Origin of the sequence: Alteromonas sp. KUL17 (assembly GCF_006538305.1) — a bacterium.
Classification (GTDB): domain Bacteria; phylum Pseudomonadota; class Gammaproteobacteria; order Enterobacterales; family Alteromonadaceae; genus Alteromonas; species Alteromonas macleodii.
In genome coordinates this window covers 223,258-242,600 of sequence record NZ_BJKJ01000004.1, presented here as the reverse complement: position 1 = coordinate 242,600, position 19,343 = coordinate 223,258, and the positions used below count along the sequence as shown (strand labels likewise).

Here is a 19,343-nt window from a genome sequence, read left to right as displayed (position 1 = left end):
CCGACAATGCAAAGGGCTCTTTATTTATGGTATTCGCCATGACAGCCTTTGGTTTCGAAGACATGTTTATAAAAGCGGCAGCTGAGGTAATGCCCCTAGGGTTTGTTTTGGCGCTGTTTGGTATAGGCGGCACGCTACTGTTTTGCCTAATGGCACTAAAGATGGGGCAGGGCATCCTGGTTCCAGCTATACTGTCAAAACCTATCTTGATACGGGCTGTTTGTGAAATTATAGGTCGGATTAGTTTCGCTTTTGCAATAACACACACCACTTTGTCTAGTGCATCAGCTATCTTACAAGCAACCCCACTCGTGGTAGCATTAGGTGCTGCTATCTTTTTCAATGAAAAAGTTGGGTTAAAGAGATGGATTGCTATAAGTATCGGTTTTGGAGGCGTTCTGTTAATAATTAAGCCGAGTTTGAGTGATTTTGACGCGCTGTCTCTATTTGCAATTGTTGCTACCTTGGGATTTGCGGGGCGTGATCTCGCCACAAGGGCGGTATCTTCTGCAATATCTAATATCCAGTTGGGTGTTTACGGTTTTTTGTTCTTATACCCTCTGGTGTATTTTTAATGCTCTATAATGGAAATAGCGTTGAATTCGATACCACCGCAAGTGTTCAAGTGCTTGGTGCGGTCACCGTAGGGGTCGTTGCTTATCACGCTCTTACTTTAGCTATGCGTACGGGTGAGATGTCAGTTGTTTCACCTTTTCGCTACAGTCGACTATTAGTAGCACTAGCGATAGGTGTTACCGTATTTGGTGAGCGACCAGATTTACTAACTATCTTAGGTAGCACTTTAATTGTGCTGAGCGGAGCTTATTTTTTGATTAAGAAAAAGGAAACCTCTTAACGAACTGCCATTACACTACCGCTATTTGAGTAATTCGTATTTTAATCTATCAACAACATCATGTTGTCTATCGTATAAAACCTTCCAGTAAACAACTTTTCGTTAACAAATGTTACAGTGAGCTTTACATTTAAACATAGCATGTTTAAATTCGTTATACTAATTGTCATTGCTTATGCACCGGTTGGAAAAGCACCTGTTTTTTATCGCAAAAGTGAAGCAATCAGATTGGTAACCTATGAAGTAACACTAGAGTAGGAAAGCCTTTTGTTACAAAACCCTATAGCCGACTGAGAAAACAAGTCTCATGGGGAAAGTCATTTTAAATTGAAAACTGCATTAAAAAGGTGAGTTAAATGCCACTATCAACATTTTTCAAGAAACCGCTTTGCGTCGTACTTAGCAGCATACTCGTGCTCAGCTTTAGTCAAGGCGCAATCGGCGAAGAGCTGACAAAGGAGTACGTATCGTCTAACAACGCTAAAACAAGTAAAGAAGGCAAGGCCGCTAACGTACTTATTTTAATGTTCGACGATATGCGCTTCGATACGTTTTCTTATAGAGGAGGGCCGGTGGACACCCCTAATATTGACGCGCTTGCAGCTGAAAGTACTCGCTTCGATAATGCAATGTCGACAACGGGACTTTGTTCACCTTCTCGGGCGGCGTTTTACACTGGAAAATGGGGGCACAAAACCGGTCTTGATGACAACGTAGAACTTTATCACACCCGACTAGCAGAGCTAGATTTAAGTGAGGGTACGCTAATTAAAAAAGCAGCTGACGCTGGATATTTAGTAGGTCACGTTGGTAAATGGCATCTTGGTGCACGAGGCACAGAGCTGCGTGGCGCTGAAATAGATTTAGCGCAAGGGCACGAGCCAAGAGAACGCTTTACACGGGTGTATACACCCACCGACAAGGTCACTCAAGTCGAGGGCTACTATCAAGGAAAACTCGACTCGAACAACGAGAAACATGAGTACTACAAAACCCTTCCTGGCTCTTACGAAGATACTGAGGCCTATAAAAAGGTGGTTGCAGGCAAACAAATGCTTTCACAAATGGCAGAGGACGAGCGACCGTTTTTTGGCGTTATCAGTTTTAATCAGCCTCACCCTGCTTATCGGGTTCCCGAGCCTTACGCGAGTATGTTTGATCCAGCAGAGCTCGAACTTCCAAGTAATCATCTGGCTAAACGCATTAATAAGCCTATGGCGCAAGGCGGCATCTGGTGGCCTTGGCATGACGTAGGTCACATGAGCGACATGGACTGGCGAAAGGCTCGGGCTCACTATTATGGCGCGATCGCTATGGTAGACCGCATTGTTGGTGAATTAATTCAACAGGCCAAAGACGAAGGTATTTACGATGACTTGCACATTGTACTGTTCGGCGACCAGGGTTCTATGCTTGGTGAGCATACGCTTTATGATAAGGGTCCCTATGCCTACGATGAGCTTATGCGTATGCCGCTTCTTATAAAGGACCCAGACATATCCCCGCGTGTGGTTAATCGTCAAGTATCGCTTATTGATGTAACGCCCACGCTAACAGAGATGATGCATTTAGACGCTGAGCCTGATTATGACGGCCATAGCTTAATTCCGCTCATGTTGGAAGGTGATAAAGCGGAAAAGGGGGAAGTTGATAAAGCCCTTTATGCCTATGAATGGTACAACGGTTCATGGTTCGGAATTCGTGCAATTCGTACGCCTGAATACAAGTTTGTTTGGAACCCAGGTGAAGATTTAGACGAACTTTACGACCTTAACAAGGACCCTGGTGAGCTCACTAATCTTATCAATGACAAACACTATGTAAGCGTTCGCACCGACATGCTTAAACTATTGATGTCTGAACTAAAGCGCACGGAAGACCCGGCACTCACAAAATTAGAATATCACGCTAAACACTATTTACAGGACGTTAGACATGAAAAAACAAGCCATTAAGCTTTTAGCGGCTCTTAGCTTTTTGTCTGCTGTGCCCGCTGTTGCGGTTGAAGCAGAAAGGCCGAATATCTTGGTTATTATTACCGACGACCAAGGTTATGCTGATGTTGGTTATCACGGCTTCGACTCTGATGTTAAGACCCCTAATTTGGACACCCTAGCCAATGAAGGAGTGCGTTTTAGTTCGGGTTATGTTGCACACCCATTCTGCGGACCAAGCCGAACAGCGCTTATGACGGGGCGCTACCCTCATAAAATTGGTGCTGATTTTAATCTTCCGGTAGATGGTTCTAGCACGGGTATCGATACTCACGAAATGTTTATCAGTAAAGCACTGCAGCAGGTTGGCTATCATACTGGCGCTATCGGTAAATGGCACTTGGGCGAGGAAAAACCTTATCAACCAAACAGCCGAGGCTTCGACGAGTTTTACGGATTTTTAGGTGGTGGGCATAAGTTTTTCCCACAGCAATATCGCGCTCAATATGAAAAAGCGAAAGCCTCTGGTGTTAAACGTTTCAATGACTACATTACACCGCTAATGCGTAATACCGAAGAAGTAAGAGAAACGGAGTATTTAACCGATGCATTTACCCGAGAGGCGGTTGATTTTATCGATAGAGCCGGAGAGAACAAGCAGCAGCCATTCTTTTTGTACTTAGCGTATAACGCGCCTCACGTTCCATTAGAAGCAAAAGAAGAAGACCTTGCTCTTTTTTCTCATGTAAAAGACAAAAAACGCCGTACGTACCTAGCCATGGTTTACGCAGTAGATCGCGGCATAGCTAGTGTTGTCGATACACTCAAAAAAACGGGGCAGTATGACAATACACTTATTGTTTTTGTTAGTGACAATGGTGGCAAACGAAAATGGGGTGGCGTAAACCTGCCGCTTCAAGAGGGTAAAGGTAGTGCAAGAGAAGGTGGTCATCGTGTTCCGATGTTTTTCCACTGGCCAAATGGTTTGAAGGGTGGCAAGCAGTATGATGCGCCAGTCTCAACTCTAGATTACTACCCAACATTTCTGGCGCTTGCTAAGAGCGATGTGCCAAGCGGCAAAGTGCTAGATGGTAAAAATATTCTTCCGCACATTGTAGATAATACGAGTGCACGCGAAGGGGAAAGTTTATTCATTATGCGTCACCGTAAAGGCGCACATGATGTTTCTATTCGTCGCGATAATTTCAAAGCGGTTCGCACGACTACCACCAATGGTTGGAAGTTATTTAATGTTGCTGATGATATCGGTGAAACTGAAGACTTGAGCAAGCAGTTCCCGCAACTCTTAGCCGACATGGTAAAAGATGCGGGCTACTGGGCATGGTCAAATAAACCTCCCCAATGGTTCCATATCCATAAAGAAGGAGACGAGTGGCGAAGCGAAGATATGCCGCGTTACGGTGAAACCTTTGATTTAGACTAACTTAGATACATCCACACAACGACAAAAGCCGACACCTAAATGTGTCGGTTTTTTTATGTATTTAATTTACATGTTGTTTACATTAACTTCACAAAGGTGATATGTTTGCGTTTATGATACAAATAATGATGACCCTACTTTTTCTTCGAACTATTAGGTAATTAATATGAAAAATAAGTTATTACTCGCTTCAGTCGCTATTGTCTGCGGAGCGCAGGTAAGCGCAGAAGTTGTAAGGCCAACAGGAATGAAGGCAGGAGAAGTGCGTTTTAAGGAGCTTGGAGCCCAAACTGACGATTTCGAAAATGGGTTTAACAATAGTAAATGGCAAAATGCGCCCGCGAGTTTAAATGTAGGTGCTTGGACATTCGACAGTGATAACGCCTATGTAGAGAATGGTCGATTAAAAATCGCGACTACCCAAGAAACTCATACCCGATCATTTCAGGACAGCTGTTGGGATGGTGTTGCAGGCGGGCCATCTCAAACGGTTCAAAGGCAACTGTTTTATAAGTCTGGCGCTGTGCGCTCTGCTGTTGAAAGTACTTATGGTTTTTACGAGGCCTCTATCAAAGGTGTAAATATTTTTCCCGGTTTAAGCCCAGCTTTTTGGCTTTACAGTGACGGCCATCCTTTTCCTCGCGTTCAGGGAGAACAATATGTCGATTATAGTGAAATAGATATCGTTGAGTTACAGCAAGCCGATTGGCGAAGCCCAACAGACTTTGATGAAGTTAATGATATGGACCACAATCTACACGCGCGAGTGGAAGAAAATGGTAAAATCGTATGGAAACGTCCGAAGCCAAATCCAGAAGCTCAACTACTGCATTACGAAGCGCCGTTCGACCCCTCAAAAGATTTTCACACCTACGCTGTTGAAAACCGCCCCGATAAAATCATCTGGTATGTCGATGGTGTAAAAATAGGGGAAAAGGAAAACAAATGGTGGCACAGGCCTATGCACCTTATTTTCTCGCAAGGATTGCGTCGACACTTGATTAAATACAATAGTGCGTGCCAGCGAGCAGACCCAAACCCCGACAATGTTATAAAAGAAGGCTTCCCCGAAGATGCCACAATGCAGGTGGAGTATGTAAAAACCTGGGAGGTTTTGCCATCTATTTGGGTAGACGATGCGAATAAATACGCAAACACAGACTATCAGTCTGGCGGCACGCTAGATGTTGTTGTTAACTACCATGGCGGTAGTAATTTTTATGTTGTATTAGACAAGTACAATGGGATTACGGTTAACTTAGTCGAAAAAAATACGCAAGGGTTTGTGAAAATTGCCGCATCAGCGAATGATGCTACCGTAGCTAATAACGAAAAAAAATATGGAGGTAAGACAACCATCTCTCTTGATTTAGATGGCGTAACACCCACAGCCGATCTTCCCTCCGGCCATTATTATGCGCTGGCTCCGGTATTTAGATCTTCAAATGGCAGCGATGTTTTTTTACAAAGCGCTATCAATAATGTGAACATTTTGTCGGCTAACTCGGCAAATATTAGTGTTTCTGGGGTGGCTATTTCGGGTAGTAATAATAGAACAATAAACCTTGGCGAATCTGTAAAATTAACGGCAACCGTTCAACCAACTAATGCTACTAACAAACAAGTGATGTGGTCCTCATCTGACTCATCTATTGTTGACGTTGATAGTAACGGTTTACTCACTGCCTACTCAGAGGGAGCCGCCACTATAGAAGTCGAAAGTGTTGATGGGAGATTTACCGATGTGGTTTCGGTTACTGTACAACCTGGCGGAGGGGGCGGTAACACTGACGATAATTTGGTCATTAACAGTGGTTTTGAACAAAATAATCTGGCTACGTCTTGGGCCAACAGTTGGGGTAATGTTGACATAGTCGGCAATAATGCAAAGATAGGTGTTAACGCAGGCTATATTGATGGTACAGGGGCATTAGTTCAAGTTATTGAAGTACGGCCAAATACTACTTACACGTTATCTGGTTATGGTAAGGCCTCGTCGCTTACCGAAAAGGTGCGACTGGGTGTGAAAGAATATGGTGGTAATGAGAAAAGTCTTAGGTTTAAGAGCCGAGGTTATCAAAAGTTGAGTACTACCTTTACCACAGGCTCAGGTAATACCACTGCGAAGATATACTTCTGGAACGGTGAACGCGACGTTCAAGCGTATGTTGATGATATCATTGTGTCATCAACTGACGGTACTAGTTCTCCCCCAATTTCTGTAAGTGTAACTGGCATAAATACTAATCCTTCCAGAGATGAAATAGCAGTAGGCCAGTCTATTGCATTAACGGCAACAGTAAGCCCTGGTGAAGCCAGTGATAAAAGCGTCACTTTTAGCTCAAACGATCCGTCTATAGCGGTAGTAGATAATACGGGGTTAGTTACCGGAGTGAGTGAAGGAACCGTCACAATCACTGCTAAAACAAACGATGGTGGTTATATCGATACTACAGTGCTAACTATTGTGCAGGCAGGAAATGTGTCTTGTAACAACAACTGGGTTAACGTAACCGGAGTGACATTATCCATAGGCGACAACCGTTTGCGTACTGGGCAAACAGCTAACTTTAATGCGGTTGTCACACCGACTTGTGCGTCAAATAAGTCAGTGGTTTATACAAGCAGTAATCCTGCTGTAGCAACCGTTGATGCTAGTGGAGTGATCTTTGCGCGTAATAAAGGGGAAGCGGTAATTACCGTGAAGACGAAGAATAAAGGAAAGACCGATAGCTTGACTATCAAAGTGGATTAGTTTTTTAGTTGATGCAAAAAAAGCCTGCGACTTATACATGTTGCAGGCTTTTTATTTTATCAGGCTTTAACTTTTATAGCGTATTTATTGCTGCCAAATAACCGGTAAGAACACGCTCATTTCAGCCTCACCACGGTTACTCCACGCGAAGTAGGGCACGAATTGCGTAGAGATGCTTTCAAATTCTGGCTGCGATACATCGCGATACATGCCTGTTCCTCTATCTTTGCGCAATAAAATCTCGCCTTCGATGGTTGTGACACCGCCTAAAAATGAAGGCTGTTTTTGCACAGAAAGTTTAGACTTACTTGGTAAATACACATCGGTAATGCTCGCTGACTCAGGCAAATCAGGAGACTCAATGCAATAAACAATCGGGCCGCGCTTTACGGCTACCTGATTGCGTACTTCCTCAATACGCTCGTGACCTTCAATTAATTTAATATGCATCGGCATATCTAGTTCAATCACATCCCCGGCTTTCCATTGTCGAGTAATTGTCGCGAATTCACCTGGAACAAGAGCAATATCGAGGGTATCCCCGTTAATTTTCAACGTGTTTTCTTTCGACCACTCCGGAATGCGTAGGATGATGTCAAAAGCGTCTTCTTTGCACGCATCAATAGTGATTTTTTACCAAGCCTTCCCAGGGATACTCAGTGCTTTGAGTAAGCTTAAGTTCTGTGCCGTCGAGTAGTGTAGTTTCTAATGTGTTACCGCCATATAGATTCACGGATATGCCGTTGTTCGAGCGGTTGTAGGCCCACAATGAAGACTTTGCCACTGTTCTTACTAAGTTAGGGGGGCAGCAGAAACAAGATAGATAGGGTTCGCGATCCGGCGACTCTGTATTCATGTTTTCGTAGTCGCGGGCATCGTTAATTTTACGCAGGGGGTTAGCGTAGTAGTACTTGGTACCACATACGCTGATACCAGACATCATAGAATTGTGCATAACTAACTCCATAATGTCAGCGTATTTTGACTCGCCGTGAATACCTAGCATTCTTTGGCTAAACATGGCGTTGCAGATGTTCGCACAGGTTTCGTTGTAAGCGGTTAAGTTAGGCATCATATATTCGTCAATGAAACCTTCTTCAATCATATCCCTACGCGGAGACGCACCGTAGTGGGTTTGCCCTACGGCGCCGGTGGCGTACATTTTCTTCTGCGTGACATTTTCCCACAGACGATCTAAGGCATCGATAAGCGCTTTTTCACCTGTCTCTGCGTAAACATCAGCTGCACCAGCGTAGTAATAAAGAGCTAATACAGCATGACCGGCAGCTTCAGTTTCTTCGCGAAGTGGTACGCGCTCTTGCACCATATCGCCGATAGGATAGCCAATAGTTGTTGAGTCATGCACCATTTCTGACTGGCCGCGATTGTTGATAAATTGCTCAGCAAGCTTAAGGTAATCTTCATTTCCTACAGTTCGATAAAGCTCAACAAGACCCATAATTTGAGTTTGGTTAAAACCAAAACGACGTAACTCAGGTGGGTTAGGGCCGAACTTTGACACCAGCAAACTAGCATTTTTAAGGGCAATATCTAAGAAGTTAGTTTTACCCGTCATTCGATAGTGTATGCATGCTGCAGTGTAAAGATGACCGCAGTTGTACATTTCGTGATACTTGCGGTTTGAGAAATGTTCAATGCCATGTATTTGAATATAGGCATGAAGGTAACCGTCATCTTCTTGTGCTTTAGCAATGATGGCTATGATTTCGTCCATTTCTTGCAGGAGTTTCTGATCACTGTTTAAGCCATACATGTAGCAGGCTGCTTCCATCCATTTAAAGAAGTCAGCGTCATGCCAGTACTCACCATCGAACTTGCCATCAAAATCACCCGTTATGATTTTGAAGTTATTTAGAGCATGACCAATTTCACCGGTTAGTAGACTTCCCATGTATGGGATCATTGATTCTTCACAAAGCCTAGTTTTTTCGGCCCAAAAACCATCTTTCCATTTACATTCGCCCATGGATATAGGTTTGAGCTTTACATTAGGGCTTTTAGACGTATCAACCTCTGTCTTATTGCGCGTTAAATTCTCTGGCATGGAAAACCTCACTACCGATAGTTAAATTCATTATGAAAATAAGCAGTGCATTGGGCGCTTATCTACTAGCGCTTACCAAGCACTATTTATTTTCGGTTTTACTTTTTATTTCGTATCTACCTGTTGTCTTTCCCTTAGCTTTTCCCAGCCAATATGCTTTCTAATTGTGAAAATAGAGGGCTAGAAAATTAGAGTAGTGGTTTAGAGATAACAACTAAAGCGTTATTGACAACACAGCACTTAATTGAGATCAATGTAAACATATGATGTTTCGTTTTTCAAGAATTTTTAACATATCCCACATAATTTTCAGGTCTGAAAGGCCTAATACTGAGGAGATGTGTACGAGTTGATATATTCCGCGATACTAGTGTTTATACATTTCTTGTTAAAAACCTGTCAATTCGGTTGAATTGCAAACATCATATGTTTATATTTATTATATAATGCGGTGGCGATATAGAATATGCCACCATGGCTGTCGTGAAAGTTGAGTCTTAAAATGAAAATTGAATGTATTAAAACCTATCATCTTCGGTGTCATCTCGAGCAGCCTTTTGGTTTTTCTCAATGGTTTTACAATCAGCGTAATGTGCTCGTTATCGAAATCATTACTGACAATGGTATCAGTGGGTGGGGAGAGTGTTATGGCCCAGCAGATGTTATTCAGGCAGCAGTAGAGAAGTTCTACGCCCCTCGTATTATCGGCCAAGACGCGCTTTCAACCGATGCATTGTGGCATTTTATGTGGCGCGCTTCACTAGACTTTGCAAGGGCTGGCGTTATGACAGCAGCAATGTCAGGAATAGATATGGCGCTGTGGGACGTAAAAGGCAAAGCGTTAGGCCAGAGTGTAAGTACTTTAATGGGCGGAAAATGCCGAGATAAAGTACCTTGCTATGCTACTGGTATGTATTACATCGATTTACCCGAAGATAAACTTCTGCCTCATTTACTAGAAGAAGCGCAGGGTTATGTAGACGAGGGTTACAAAGCGCTAAAAATAAAAGTGGGTAAAAACCCCGACTTCGATATCGCTTTTATTCGCGCGCTTCGCGAGCGTTTCCCAAATACAATATTAGCTGCAGACTCAAACCATGCATTTGATTTAAGTGAAGCGATAAAAGTAGGGAAGGTACTTGATGAGTGCAATTACGCTTGGTTTGAAGAGCCTTTATCTCCAGAACATGCAGCGCAGTTCAGGCAGTTAAGCGATAAATGCGTGACGCCTATTGCTACCGGTGAATGCGAACAAACTCGCTTTGGCTTTCAAAAATTACTAAGTGCTGGTGGTGTACAGCTAGTTCAGGCCGACTTGGGTTATTGCGGCGGGCCGAGTGAAGCGCTTAAAATCAGAACCTTAGCTTCATCACAAGGGTTAAACATGATCCCACATGTTTGGGGAACCCAGTTTAATCTAGCCAGTGCTTGTCACTTCCTGGCTACGGCTTATCACGAGCCAGGCCGAGCGGAAGAGAAACCGCTTTTCTTAGAATACGACCGCACTGAAAACCCTTTGCGCGACGATATATTTTCACAAAAAGTGGTAGTGGAAAATGGTGACGCTCACGTGCCTTCCGGGAATGGTTTAGGTGTTGAGATTAATTTAGACGCAATGAAACCTTATGTGTTTTGCGAAACGGAGACAAAATGAACCATACGTTTAAGATGTTAATTAATGGCGAATTAACAGGCGCAGATAAAACTTTTCCGGTATTTAATCCTTCTACTGGTGAAGTGATTGCCGAAGTACCTGATATTTCAGAGTCTCAAGTCATTGAAGCGCTGGGCTTCGCAGATGAGGGCTTTAAGCAGTGGTCTTCTACAACGCTGGCCAAGCGCGCTGAACTTATTCTTGACTATGCCGCACTTCTTGAAGAAAACGCGGAAGAAATTATTGCGATCCTTATTGAAGAGACAGGAAAGCCTCGCGATAACGCAGAGTATGATTTCGGTATGCTAACTAATTGTTTGCGCTTTTTTGTTGAGGAAGCGAAGCGCATAGAGCAGCCTGTTATTGTTGATCCAGACGAGCGTTTTCACCATTTCATCCAGCGTCAGTCCTTAGGCGTAGTGGTGGGGTATTTAGCGTGGAACTTCCCGCTTCTTAATTTAGGTTACAAGCTGGCACCGTCTTTAGCGTCTGGCTGCAGCTGTATAATCAAACCTTCACAAGTGACGCCACTTGCAACGCTTAAGTGCGCAGAGCTTGCTCATCAGGTTGGTTTTCCTGCAGGTGTTATTAATATTATTACTAGCAATAATTATGATAATACTAATCCACTATTAACAAGCGAAACTACCGCATTATTCACTATGATTGGCTCTACCAGAGCAGGTGTTAATGCAATGAAGACAGCGTGTACCAGCGTTAAGCATTTCTCGGTAGAACTTGGCGGCAATGCACCTGTAGTGGTTTATGACGATGCTGACTTAGACAAAGCTGTGATTGATATTGTTAACCTTAAATACGGTAATTCGGGGCAAGTTTGCGTATCACCAAATCGTTGCTTTGTTCATGAATCACGAGTTGCCGAATTTATCGATAAGGCGGTATCGCACGCTAGCGGTATACAGTTGGGCACAGGCGATGATGCGGAGCGCCTTATGGGCCCGCTTAGCAGTGAAAAAGAACGCGGTCGTATACTTAAATTAATAGAGGATGCTGTTAAAGGTGGGGCTCAAATTGCACTAGGCGGCAACATTCCCAGCGACAGAGCAACCGGCTTCTATTTAGAACCTACCATTCTTACTGACGTAAAAGAGGAAATGGAAATCGCACGTACTGAGATTTTCGGCCCTGTGCTTTCTATTATTCCTTTCTCTGATACCGACGACATCATCGCTAAAGCCAACGATACTGAGTTTGGGTTAGCGGCTTACGTTTATACAACGAACTTAAGCAGAGCGTTTAGTGCAGCTAAAGGCATACAAGCTGGCAGTGTGTGTATAAACGAAGCGCATTATTCTGTGCAATTGCCTCATGGTGGCTTAAAGCAAAGTGGTGTGGGTAAAGACTGCTCGAAATATAGCTTGCAAGAGTTCTATACGAATAAGCGTATATCCATGCTTATGGCTTAATACCTTTCATAGTTAGCGGGTTTTATTAGCCTGTGAACACTATTAATATAAAAACCTCCAATTTAGGAGGTTTTTTATTATGTGCACTAATTAAGTTAGCCTTTTTGCTAAGCATTTTTATAGCTAACCAATTTTATAATAGTCCTACGCCTCAGCTCCCGCACTTGACGCCTACTATTTTTCACTAAATATATTAAATTACCGGAAACTACATCTAACCGTGGCATAGCAGTCAGAGGCCATTCCCTAACGCCTAAGGCTATATTACTTTGCCCTCTCTACGTTACTTCAAGCGTTCTAATTGTCTTTGACACTAGACAGCCTGAGTTTTGAATTGCCGAAAGAAGGGAACTAATCCCTAATTTACTATTAATGGATGAAGAAACATTTAACGCTTAGCTTAGAATCATTCACAGTTCGGGAAGTAGTAACTTGCCATCAGAAACAATTAACGGATGTTGTTAAAAGGCATAAAAAAACGCGGCCTTTTGGCCGCGTTAGTATCAAACGAAAATTTCTATTTTACTGCACTTCTACCGATGAATATTCATCAATGAGTACTTTAGCGCCCACTGGGAAGCCAAGGAACTCATAGAATACGAATACATCAGTTACCACAGTCCAGTTTTCAGGGACTGACCATTCTCGACTACCAGTAGCATCATCGACGAATTCGACAAGCTGCCACTCAGTAGTAGGTCGAAGCGTAGACGTGAATATTCCTGCCGCTTCTAGTCTTCTGTCAAAACCTGGCCCTGTGGGACCGTCCTGGTAGGCAAAAGGCAGCACAACGTGGCGAAGCTGAACTTCTGTTTCCGGTACTTCTTGTAATTTAACCCACATGGCAAACTTATACGTTCTCCCAACGCTAGCGCTGCCTAGTCCGTAGGTTGAACTGTGCCAGTTGCGTTGCTTATTAAAGACCTGCTGCAAAATACGAGTAAACCCGTTATTTACATTCGTCATGGTCACTTCCAAAGCCTTTCCAGACAAGGAATCGTCCACAGCAGTCACTAAGCCATCAGGCTTCCAAGGCGCACCTTCACCATCTAGGTTAAAGTCGGTGTTGAACCCAGCCGGATGGGCTGATGTTCCTGGGTCGCACATCAAGTTCTTTTCAACAATAACGGTGGCACTTTTGCTTTCTACCTCATCACTCGGAAAAGATCCGGTATCCCCCGATAAATAGCCAACGCTTGCCTCAAATTGTGAGCCTACGTTGTTTATATCCCCTGTGCTAAAACGGCCCAATCCATCTTCACCGTAGTGTATGGTTTCAGCTAACGGGAAATCGATTTCGTTAGATGAAGTCCACTCGTAGGTATACTCTCCAGTAAGCGTTTCTCCTGAAGCGGGTTGTGGTTCAACGTGCAAACCCGCAGAAACACAAGATGGGGTGGTTTTAATGTCGGTTGTCAGCCCGTTTTCATCAATGTCTTTATTCGTCAGGTTTAATGTGAATTCAGAAAACACTTCCAAGGCCACTGTTGTTGATAGCTCTGGGTTGCTTAAGCTTGTAACGGTTACCGTAGTTTCACCTATAGCTAAGGTGGTGATATTGCCGTTTTCATCTATCGTCGCAATGCTCTCATTTGCTACGCTATAAGATAAACGTTGATCGCATGCCTTTTGGGGCAGCACGGTGGCAAATAACGAGCCTTCTTTACCAAGGGAAACTCTGATAGGTTCGGCAGTGACGCTTTCTACGTCATCAAAAATAGCATTTACGGTTAGTTCAAGTGTCCGTCGGGGTAATACTTCCCCCGGTTGTAAGTTGAAACCATTGTCTATGGCAAAATCGATGGTATAGGTAACCGATGGCGGATTGTCCAAAAGGCCGTCAGGCTCAGACCCTGGTGTCGAACCGAAGTTGTCACTGGTATCACATGTACTTAAACGATCGGCGAATAAGTCCGTGTCCACAATCAAGTTTCTACCGTCTACAGTAAATGGCGATATGGTTTGATTAGGCTGTCCAATAGAAGGAGCCTGCGGTGTTCTATATAGAGGTAATGTGGTGAACTGTAAGTCAGAAATAACGATATTTCCTTGGGCTGGCTCACCATCTACCGTAACGCCGGCTACCAAATCAATCGTTTGTTCTCCCGATTCTTCTGTCATTTCTGCCGTTAACATTGGCATAGATATCTCTAGGGGGGCATCTGCACTAAAATTTGGGTCAAAGCCTTCGTCAGTACCACCGCCACATCCTGTAAGCGCAATTGTTACCGAAGCAGCGAGAGCAGATATTTGTAGTAAGTTTTTCTTCATCTTACTTCTCCAAAAATGTGAAATTGGCCAGACTGAAATCTGGCCTTATTAATTGATTAACTAGAAAGTTCCGCGAAGACCAATTCGGAATTGACGACCAAACTTGAATAGCGATGCCGTGCGCTCTTGTGGAATACTGCTATCCTCATACACGCTGCCTTCGTCAAGCACGATTTCATTGCTATTAACGTTATTCGGGTTAATGGCGTTGGCTGCGGTAACAAAGTTTCTTCTGGTATCGTCTGTAATGTTTAGCGCGTTAAACGTTACCGTGAGGTTTTTGTTAATCGCATAAGATGCACTGAAATCTAATCTGTGAGATTCATCCTGCCAAAGCGATACGCCAGATAACCCTCGGTTTACCAGTTGCTGACCGGTGTAACGGTGCGCCAGTCTTAACTGAATGCCATCTTTTTCATAAAACAGCGTTGCATTAGCCGAGTGTCTAGGTGTAAAAGGTTGTGGCAAAGGCTTAAGAAAACGTCCAGAGTTTCCAATTTCTACAGGGTCAGATTCAGATTTCTGATAGGTATAGTTAATGGTGGCACCAAAACCAGACCAGATCCCCGGTAAGAAGTCGTAGTTTTGTGTATAACCTAGCTCTAGGCCTTCAATAGTAGCACCAGAGCCATTTTTTGAGGTGGTGATATTGGCAACATCACATTCAATTCTCCACTGCTCAAAGAAACCAGCTGCAAGGCGAAGTGGATGACAGTCGTCTTCTCCCCCTGGTGTGCGGTTTTCGTCAAAGTCGAGAAGAAGGTCAGAGCTTTGTAAATCAACTTCTTCTCTTACGTCTCGATAATGGAACGGGGTAACCACGGTTTCTTCAAAGTTATCCATGTCTTTATAGAATAGAGCTGCCGATAGCAAACCAGTGTTGCTGAAGTACCACTCGTAAGATAAGTCGATATTATTCGAGGTAAGCGGCTTAAGTGCCGTATTACCCGCGTTGCCCGACGCTAATCCGAATTGATTTTCACGGATAAAAGCAGAAGGATTTAAAGAGTCAAATCGCGGCCGCGTCATTGTTTTAGTTAATGCAAATCGCACGATAGTCTCTTCGTTCAACGCATAGTTAAGCGTCAAACTTGGTAGCCAAATAGAATTTGATGCTTCGTCAGTCACTGGCGCGGTTCTAACTTGAACTTCTTGACCCGTGCCATTAGGGCCTGTAAACGATGTACTTCTATCTAGGAAAGGCCATACAAAGCCTGTTCGGTTAAATCTCGCCCAACTAGCGGCGTTAGTTGGCACCAGATTTCCGTTTGAGTCGTAAATTTGGCCAGGCAATTCGTTAAATACGAAGTTGCCATTTTCATCTTGAAATACTAAGCGGTTTACGTCTAAGCCAGTTTGGCCGTTAGGGCCTATAACCAGGAATTGACCCGTGTCTACGTCAAAAGGTATGGTAGCCCCATTATTAAAGTTATATCCGTGGGTTAGTGCCCACGCCCAGCAGTTACTCAGTTCTGCTTCATTTTGTGGTGCGTAACGGGTATCACCGTCGGCAATAGGTATACCTAACGGGCAAGGATCAAGGCTGGTGTTACCCAGGTCTCTTTCCACGAATAAGTTGTACGGGTCGACGACCTGCGGCGCTCTGATATAGTTGATACCACCGATACCAGACGCTTCGTTTTCATCTTTCACATAACGAACACCAATGTTACCGGTTAGACGGCCATCCATGAATTCAAAATTTGCTTTGAAATAGGCAGCCATGGTTTCGGTAGTTATTTCGCGAGTACCTTGGTCGCTAAAACGCACCCCTACTTCAGATGCATCTTTACCAGAAAGCAGCTCTAATGCTTTTTGTGCATCAAGTAATGGCCAGCCACCCCAGAACACGTTGTCACGATTAGCTTGTAGATCCTCGCCGTAGTTGTCATAAGGAAAAGATTCACCAGATAACATGTTAGCAACGCGAATAGACGCTAAGCCTCGCACCTCAAATTCGGCGTCAGGATCATCAAGTGCAATAAGATCTTCACCATTAGTGATAGCAGTATTTTTTATCGATACGTCACGGTTTCTATGAGAGTACTTTCCGCCAAACTCTATGCTGGTCACGTAGTCATTATTGAGCGCATAATCAAAGTCGATGAACAAAGACTTATTGGTATCTTCGAATTTGTTTTCTCTAAACGCTAAATTTCCAAGGTGATTGTGTTGCAAATCAAAAGGATTGAAACGACTTGTAACACTGTTGGCACTACCGTCAAAAGCATCAAATTCGCCAGGTGTGCTACCTGTAAAATATTCACAGTCTGATAGCGAGCCTTGAGTACAATCGTAGCCTACAAGTTCAAGAATATCTGATGGCATGGCCTCGACGACGTCTCGACCTGCAGTGCCCCACGTCGCTGTGCCTATAGTAAAGAACGCATCCGGGTCAGATCTATCAGGTGTTTCATCTTCAGAACCAGAATAACCAGCTCGTAGATTCATGGTTAAGTCGTCGGTAAAACTGTGGAAAAGATCTAACGTAATAACATTGGTTGTGAGTTCTCGTAAGCCTCTTGCTCTATTGAATCCCCCCGTTATTGAGCGACTGGTTGAGCGCTGCAATGTATTGGTAGAAAGGTCCACCACATTGAGTGCAACATTGTCGTCACCAGGGTGAATGGAAGGAGTCAACGGCGCAATGTTCATAAACATGCGGTGGTTATCGGTAAGTACCTTTTGATTGGTATGTGTAATATCGACCTGAAGCATAGTGTCGTCACTTACTTCATACTGAATACCCGTTGAAATAGACAATCTATCGCGTTGATCGGTATTTAAGTTATAGTTTATGAACTCACGGCCCATTACAAATAAGTCACCCTCAACCAAAGTTTGGGTTGTAGGATCGTAGTTTAAGAGACTTTCAATGGGGTTTAATAAGGGCTGGCCGTCTTCGCCAAGGATAAGTTCACCACTGTTGTCGCGCTGGTAACCAAGAACTCGGATAGGTTGACCGGTTGCGAGGTCGGTGGCTGGACGTGCTCGGCTGCCTTCATCGAATGCATCTGCTATTTGAATAGCTTGGTTTGCCCAATCGGTATCAATTCGATCAACGCGTGTGTTTTGGCGGTCTTTAGTGGCGGTAACGATAAAACCTAGTCGGTCGTTAAATAGCTTTTCTGAGAAACTTCCAACAATTCGATAGTCTTCATCGTCTGCGAACTCGTTGTGTCTACCCTCAACAGTAAAAGAGCGGCGGGGCTTGTTTAACGATAGGGGACGTACGGTTTTTAGTTCGATATTGGCACCAAGAGAGCCTTCGTCTTGGTCTGCAGCGGCTGTTTTTACTACATCAATCGAAGATAGAATATCAGCAGAGAACGAACTTAAGTCAACGCTGTTATTGTTAACGCCATTTCCACCACCACCGCTTAAACCGCCTGTTAACGCCACACCGTTAATAGAAACTTGGTTCAAAGACGGACCAGCACCGCGTACCGATATTCTGGTACCTTCACCAGCTTCTTCTTGTACCGTAACGCCGGTAACACGCGATAGAGCGTCAGCAATGTTTTGGTCGGTAGATTTGCCCACATCTTCAGCATGTATCGAATCTGAAACACTGTCATTAAAGCGTTTGGAGTTGACCGATTTCTGTAAACTTCCTTTTATACCTTGAACTTCTATAACCTCAATATCGGACTCTTCGTCTTTAGTTACAGCACGTTCGACCAACTCTTCGTCTGACTCTTTCGGGGCTTCTTGTGCCCACAGAGGCTGACTCAAACAAGACGCGACCACCACGGTTGTGATCGCATTAAGCTTAAATTTTTTATACATGTGGTTTTACCTATGGTTTCTACCTAGTTTGAGCGTTTTAATTTTTATCGATCTAACAACTGTTAAGTTTCCCAGATTATCTTCACACGTACCGCTGCTTGAAATCACAGCGACAATCCGAAGCTTAATGAGCTTGAAGGTATGACAGTTACCCCATCATTTTTCCAAGATTTAACAAATATTAGATATTACTAGTTTAAACATATGATGTTTGTGATTTCAATTTTGATTCACAATTAATTAACTTATTCTTTAGTATTATTCATTATATATCTGATAAATATTTAAATTATTTTTTGTATTGGGAAGGGACGGGACTATGTGCGTAGACGCAATGATCTAGGCAGTGTCATGGTGTAATCCTTCAGGTTAAATAAAAGTTTCACGTCATTTATTTGTTGAAAAAATGTAAAGCAAATGATTATATCAAACATAATATGTTTGGTTTTATGGACAAGAAGGAAGAAAAATGCTTAACAAAAAACAAACTGCTGCGATGTACTGGTGCTGTATAACTCTGTTAATACTCGCCTTATCTTTTTCGAGTAAAGCTTCAGCCTCGTTGATAAATAGCTCTTTCGACAATGCGCTTGAAGGATGGCAGGGGCAAGTCGACATCTTCGACGGTGCAAACGAATTGTTTTTCGTCGATGTAAATAATTTTTCAGATTTTTCTAACCATTTTTCTACAAATGAAGGGACGCTTTTTCTATCGACGGATTTTCAAGGTGCGAATGAAATTTTTGGGGTATATCTTTTTCAATCATTCACCGTAGGCGCTTCAGCGCATTCACTTTCACTGGTGTTTAATGCAGTTGCTGATTTCTTTCAGGTTGCATTATTCGACAGTAACGCAAACCTACTACATGACTTCGTTACAGACGGAGCAACTGCTGATTTATCTGCGTTGCGTGGACAGATGGTCTCACTTGAGTTTGCCGTGGGTGACACGAACTTTTCGCTAGGCGATACGCTAACAGTTTCTAATATTCAACTAGCTGATACATCGGTAGCGGTTCCAGAGCCGTTTAGCTTCTCCATATTGCTAATGGCCTTAAGTGGGTTGTGGCTTCGCCGTAATTATGTGACTTCGGCTCGTGTGGTAGTAAATAAAAGAGCTTCGCGTCATACACTTCGCTAATTTATAT

General features: G+C 43.5%; 12 protein-coding genes. 8 read left to right on the top strand and 4 right to left on the bottom strand.

What is annotated here, in order from left to right:
- Nucleotides 1–38: 38 nt before the first annotated feature.
- The 5 genes from KUL49_RS21085 (at nt 39) to KUL49_RS05750 (ending at nt 6,989) form a co-directional block, all read left to right on the top strand.
- Nucleotides 39–575, top strand: coding sequence for a DMT family transporter (locus KUL49_RS21085; protein ID WP_242633734.1), 537 nt, complete (start codon nt 39–41; stop codon nt 573–575).
- On the top strand, nt 575–856 hold the full coding sequence (locus KUL49_RS21080) for a DMT family transporter (protein WP_242633733.1): 282 nt from the start codon (nt 575–577) through the stop codon (nt 854–856). Before KUL49_RS21085 ends, KUL49_RS21080 begins: the two co-directional genes overlap by 1 nt.
- A 356-nt stretch (nt 857–1,212) precedes the next feature.
- Complete coding sequence (locus KUL49_RS05760; RefSeq protein WP_131136615.1) at nt 1,213–2,811, top strand: sulfatase-like hydrolase/transferase; 1,599 nt, start codon at nt 1,213–1,215, stop codon at nt 2,809–2,811.
- Nucleotides 2,792–4,234, top strand: coding sequence for a sulfatase-like hydrolase/transferase (locus KUL49_RS05755; RefSeq protein WP_131136614.1), 1,443 nt, complete (start codon nt 2,792–2,794; stop codon nt 4,232–4,234). The genes KUL49_RS05760 and KUL49_RS05755 overlap by 20 nt, the downstream gene beginning before the upstream one ends.
- Before the next feature lie 166 nt (nt 4,235–4,400).
- Entirely contained in the window at nt 4,401–6,989 is a 2,589-nt protein-coding gene (locus KUL49_RS05750; protein WP_131136613.1) for an Ig-like domain-containing protein, read from the top strand.
- 84 nt (nt 6,990–7,073) lie between these two features.
- On the opposite strand, the gene KUL49_RS21075 is transcribed toward KUL49_RS05750, so the two are convergent.
- Both KUL49_RS21075 and KUL49_RS05745 read right to left on the bottom strand, forming a co-directional pair.
- Nucleotides 7,074–7,571: a beta-L-arabinofuranosidase domain-containing protein gene (locus tag KUL49_RS21075; RefSeq protein WP_258312642.1), complete on the bottom strand. Its 498-nt coding sequence runs from the start codon at nt 7,569–7,571 to the stop codon at nt 7,074–7,076.
- 37 nt (nt 7,572–7,608) lie between these two features.
- Nucleotides 7,609–9,054, bottom strand: coding sequence for a glycoside hydrolase family 127 protein (locus KUL49_RS05745; protein ID WP_258312640.1), 1,446 nt, complete (start codon nt 9,052–9,054; stop codon nt 7,609–7,611).
- A gap of 502 nt (nt 9,055–9,556) precedes the next feature.
- Here KUL49_RS05745 and KUL49_RS05740 point away from each other — a divergent pair.
- Both KUL49_RS05740 and KUL49_RS05735 read left to right on the top strand, forming a co-directional pair.
- Entirely contained in the window at nt 9,557–10,708 is a 1,152-nt protein-coding gene (locus KUL49_RS05740) for a mandelate racemase/muconate lactonizing enzyme family protein (protein WP_131136612.1), read from the top strand.
- Nucleotides 10,705–12,135, top strand: a complete 1,431-nt coding sequence (locus tag KUL49_RS05735; protein WP_131136611.1) for an aldehyde dehydrogenase family protein — start codon at nt 10,705–10,707, stop codon at nt 12,133–12,135. The genes KUL49_RS05740 and KUL49_RS05735 overlap by 4 nt, the downstream gene beginning before the upstream one ends.
- 522 nt (nt 12,136–12,657) lie before the next feature.
- On the opposite strand, the gene KUL49_RS05730 is transcribed toward KUL49_RS05735, so the two are convergent.
- Both KUL49_RS05730 and KUL49_RS05725 read right to left on the bottom strand, forming a co-directional pair.
- Nucleotides 12,658–14,406, bottom strand: coding sequence for an Ig-like domain-containing protein (locus tag KUL49_RS05730; RefSeq protein ID WP_131136610.1), 1,749 nt, complete (start codon nt 14,404–14,406; stop codon nt 12,658–12,660).
- A gap of 60 nt (nt 14,407–14,466) precedes the next feature.
- Nucleotides 14,467–18,195 carry a TonB-dependent receptor domain-containing protein gene (locus KUL49_RS05725; RefSeq protein ID WP_131136609.1) on the bottom strand — a complete coding sequence of 1,243 codons (3,729 nt, stop codon included), beginning with the start codon at nt 18,193–18,195 and terminating at the stop codon, nt 14,467–14,469.
- A gap of 469 nt (nt 18,196–18,664) precedes the next feature.
- Here KUL49_RS05725 and KUL49_RS05720 point away from each other — a divergent pair, with 469 nt between their 5' ends.
- Nucleotides 18,665–19,336, top strand: coding sequence for a hypothetical protein (locus tag KUL49_RS05720; RefSeq protein ID WP_131136608.1), 672 nt, complete (start codon nt 18,665–18,667; stop codon nt 19,334–19,336).
- The last annotated feature ends 7 nt before the right edge of the window (nt 19,337–19,343 follow it).

Coding starts and splice junctions, on each gene's coding strand:
- KUL49_RS21085 (WP_242633734.1), top strand. CDS start 39: ATGACAGCCTTTGGTTTCGAAGACATGTTTATAAAAGCGGCAGCTGAG.
- KUL49_RS21080 (WP_242633733.1), top strand. CDS start 575: ATGCTCTATAATGGAAATAGCGTTGAATTCGATACCACCGCAAGTGTT.
- KUL49_RS05760 (WP_131136615.1), top strand. CDS start 1,213: ATGCCACTATCAACATTTTTCAAGAAACCGCTTTGCGTCGTACTTAGC.
- KUL49_RS05755 (WP_131136614.1), top strand. CDS start 2,792: ATGAAAAAACAAGCCATTAAGCTTTTAGCGGCTCTTAGCTTTTTGTCT.
- KUL49_RS05750 (WP_131136613.1), top strand. CDS start 4,401: ATGAAAAATAAGTTATTACTCGCTTCAGTCGCTATTGTCTGCGGAGCG.
- KUL49_RS05745 (WP_258312640.1), bottom strand. CDS start 9,054: ATGCCAGAGAATTTAACGCGCAATAAGACAGAGGTTGATACGTCTAAA.
- KUL49_RS05740 (WP_131136612.1), top strand. CDS start 9,557: ATGAAAATTGAATGTATTAAAACCTATCATCTTCGGTGTCATCTCGAG.
- KUL49_RS05735 (WP_131136611.1), top strand. CDS start 10,705: ATGAACCATACGTTTAAGATGTTAATTAATGGCGAATTAACAGGCGCA.
- KUL49_RS05730 (WP_131136610.1), bottom strand. CDS start 14,406: ATGAAGAAAAACTTACTACAAATATCTGCTCTCGCTGCTTCGGTAACA.
- KUL49_RS05725 (WP_131136609.1), bottom strand. CDS start 18,195: ATGTATAAAAAATTTAAGCTTAATGCGATCACAACCGTGGTGGTCGCG.
- KUL49_RS05720 (WP_131136608.1), top strand. CDS start 18,665: ATGCTTAACAAAAAACAAACTGCTGCGATGTACTGGTGCTGTATAACT.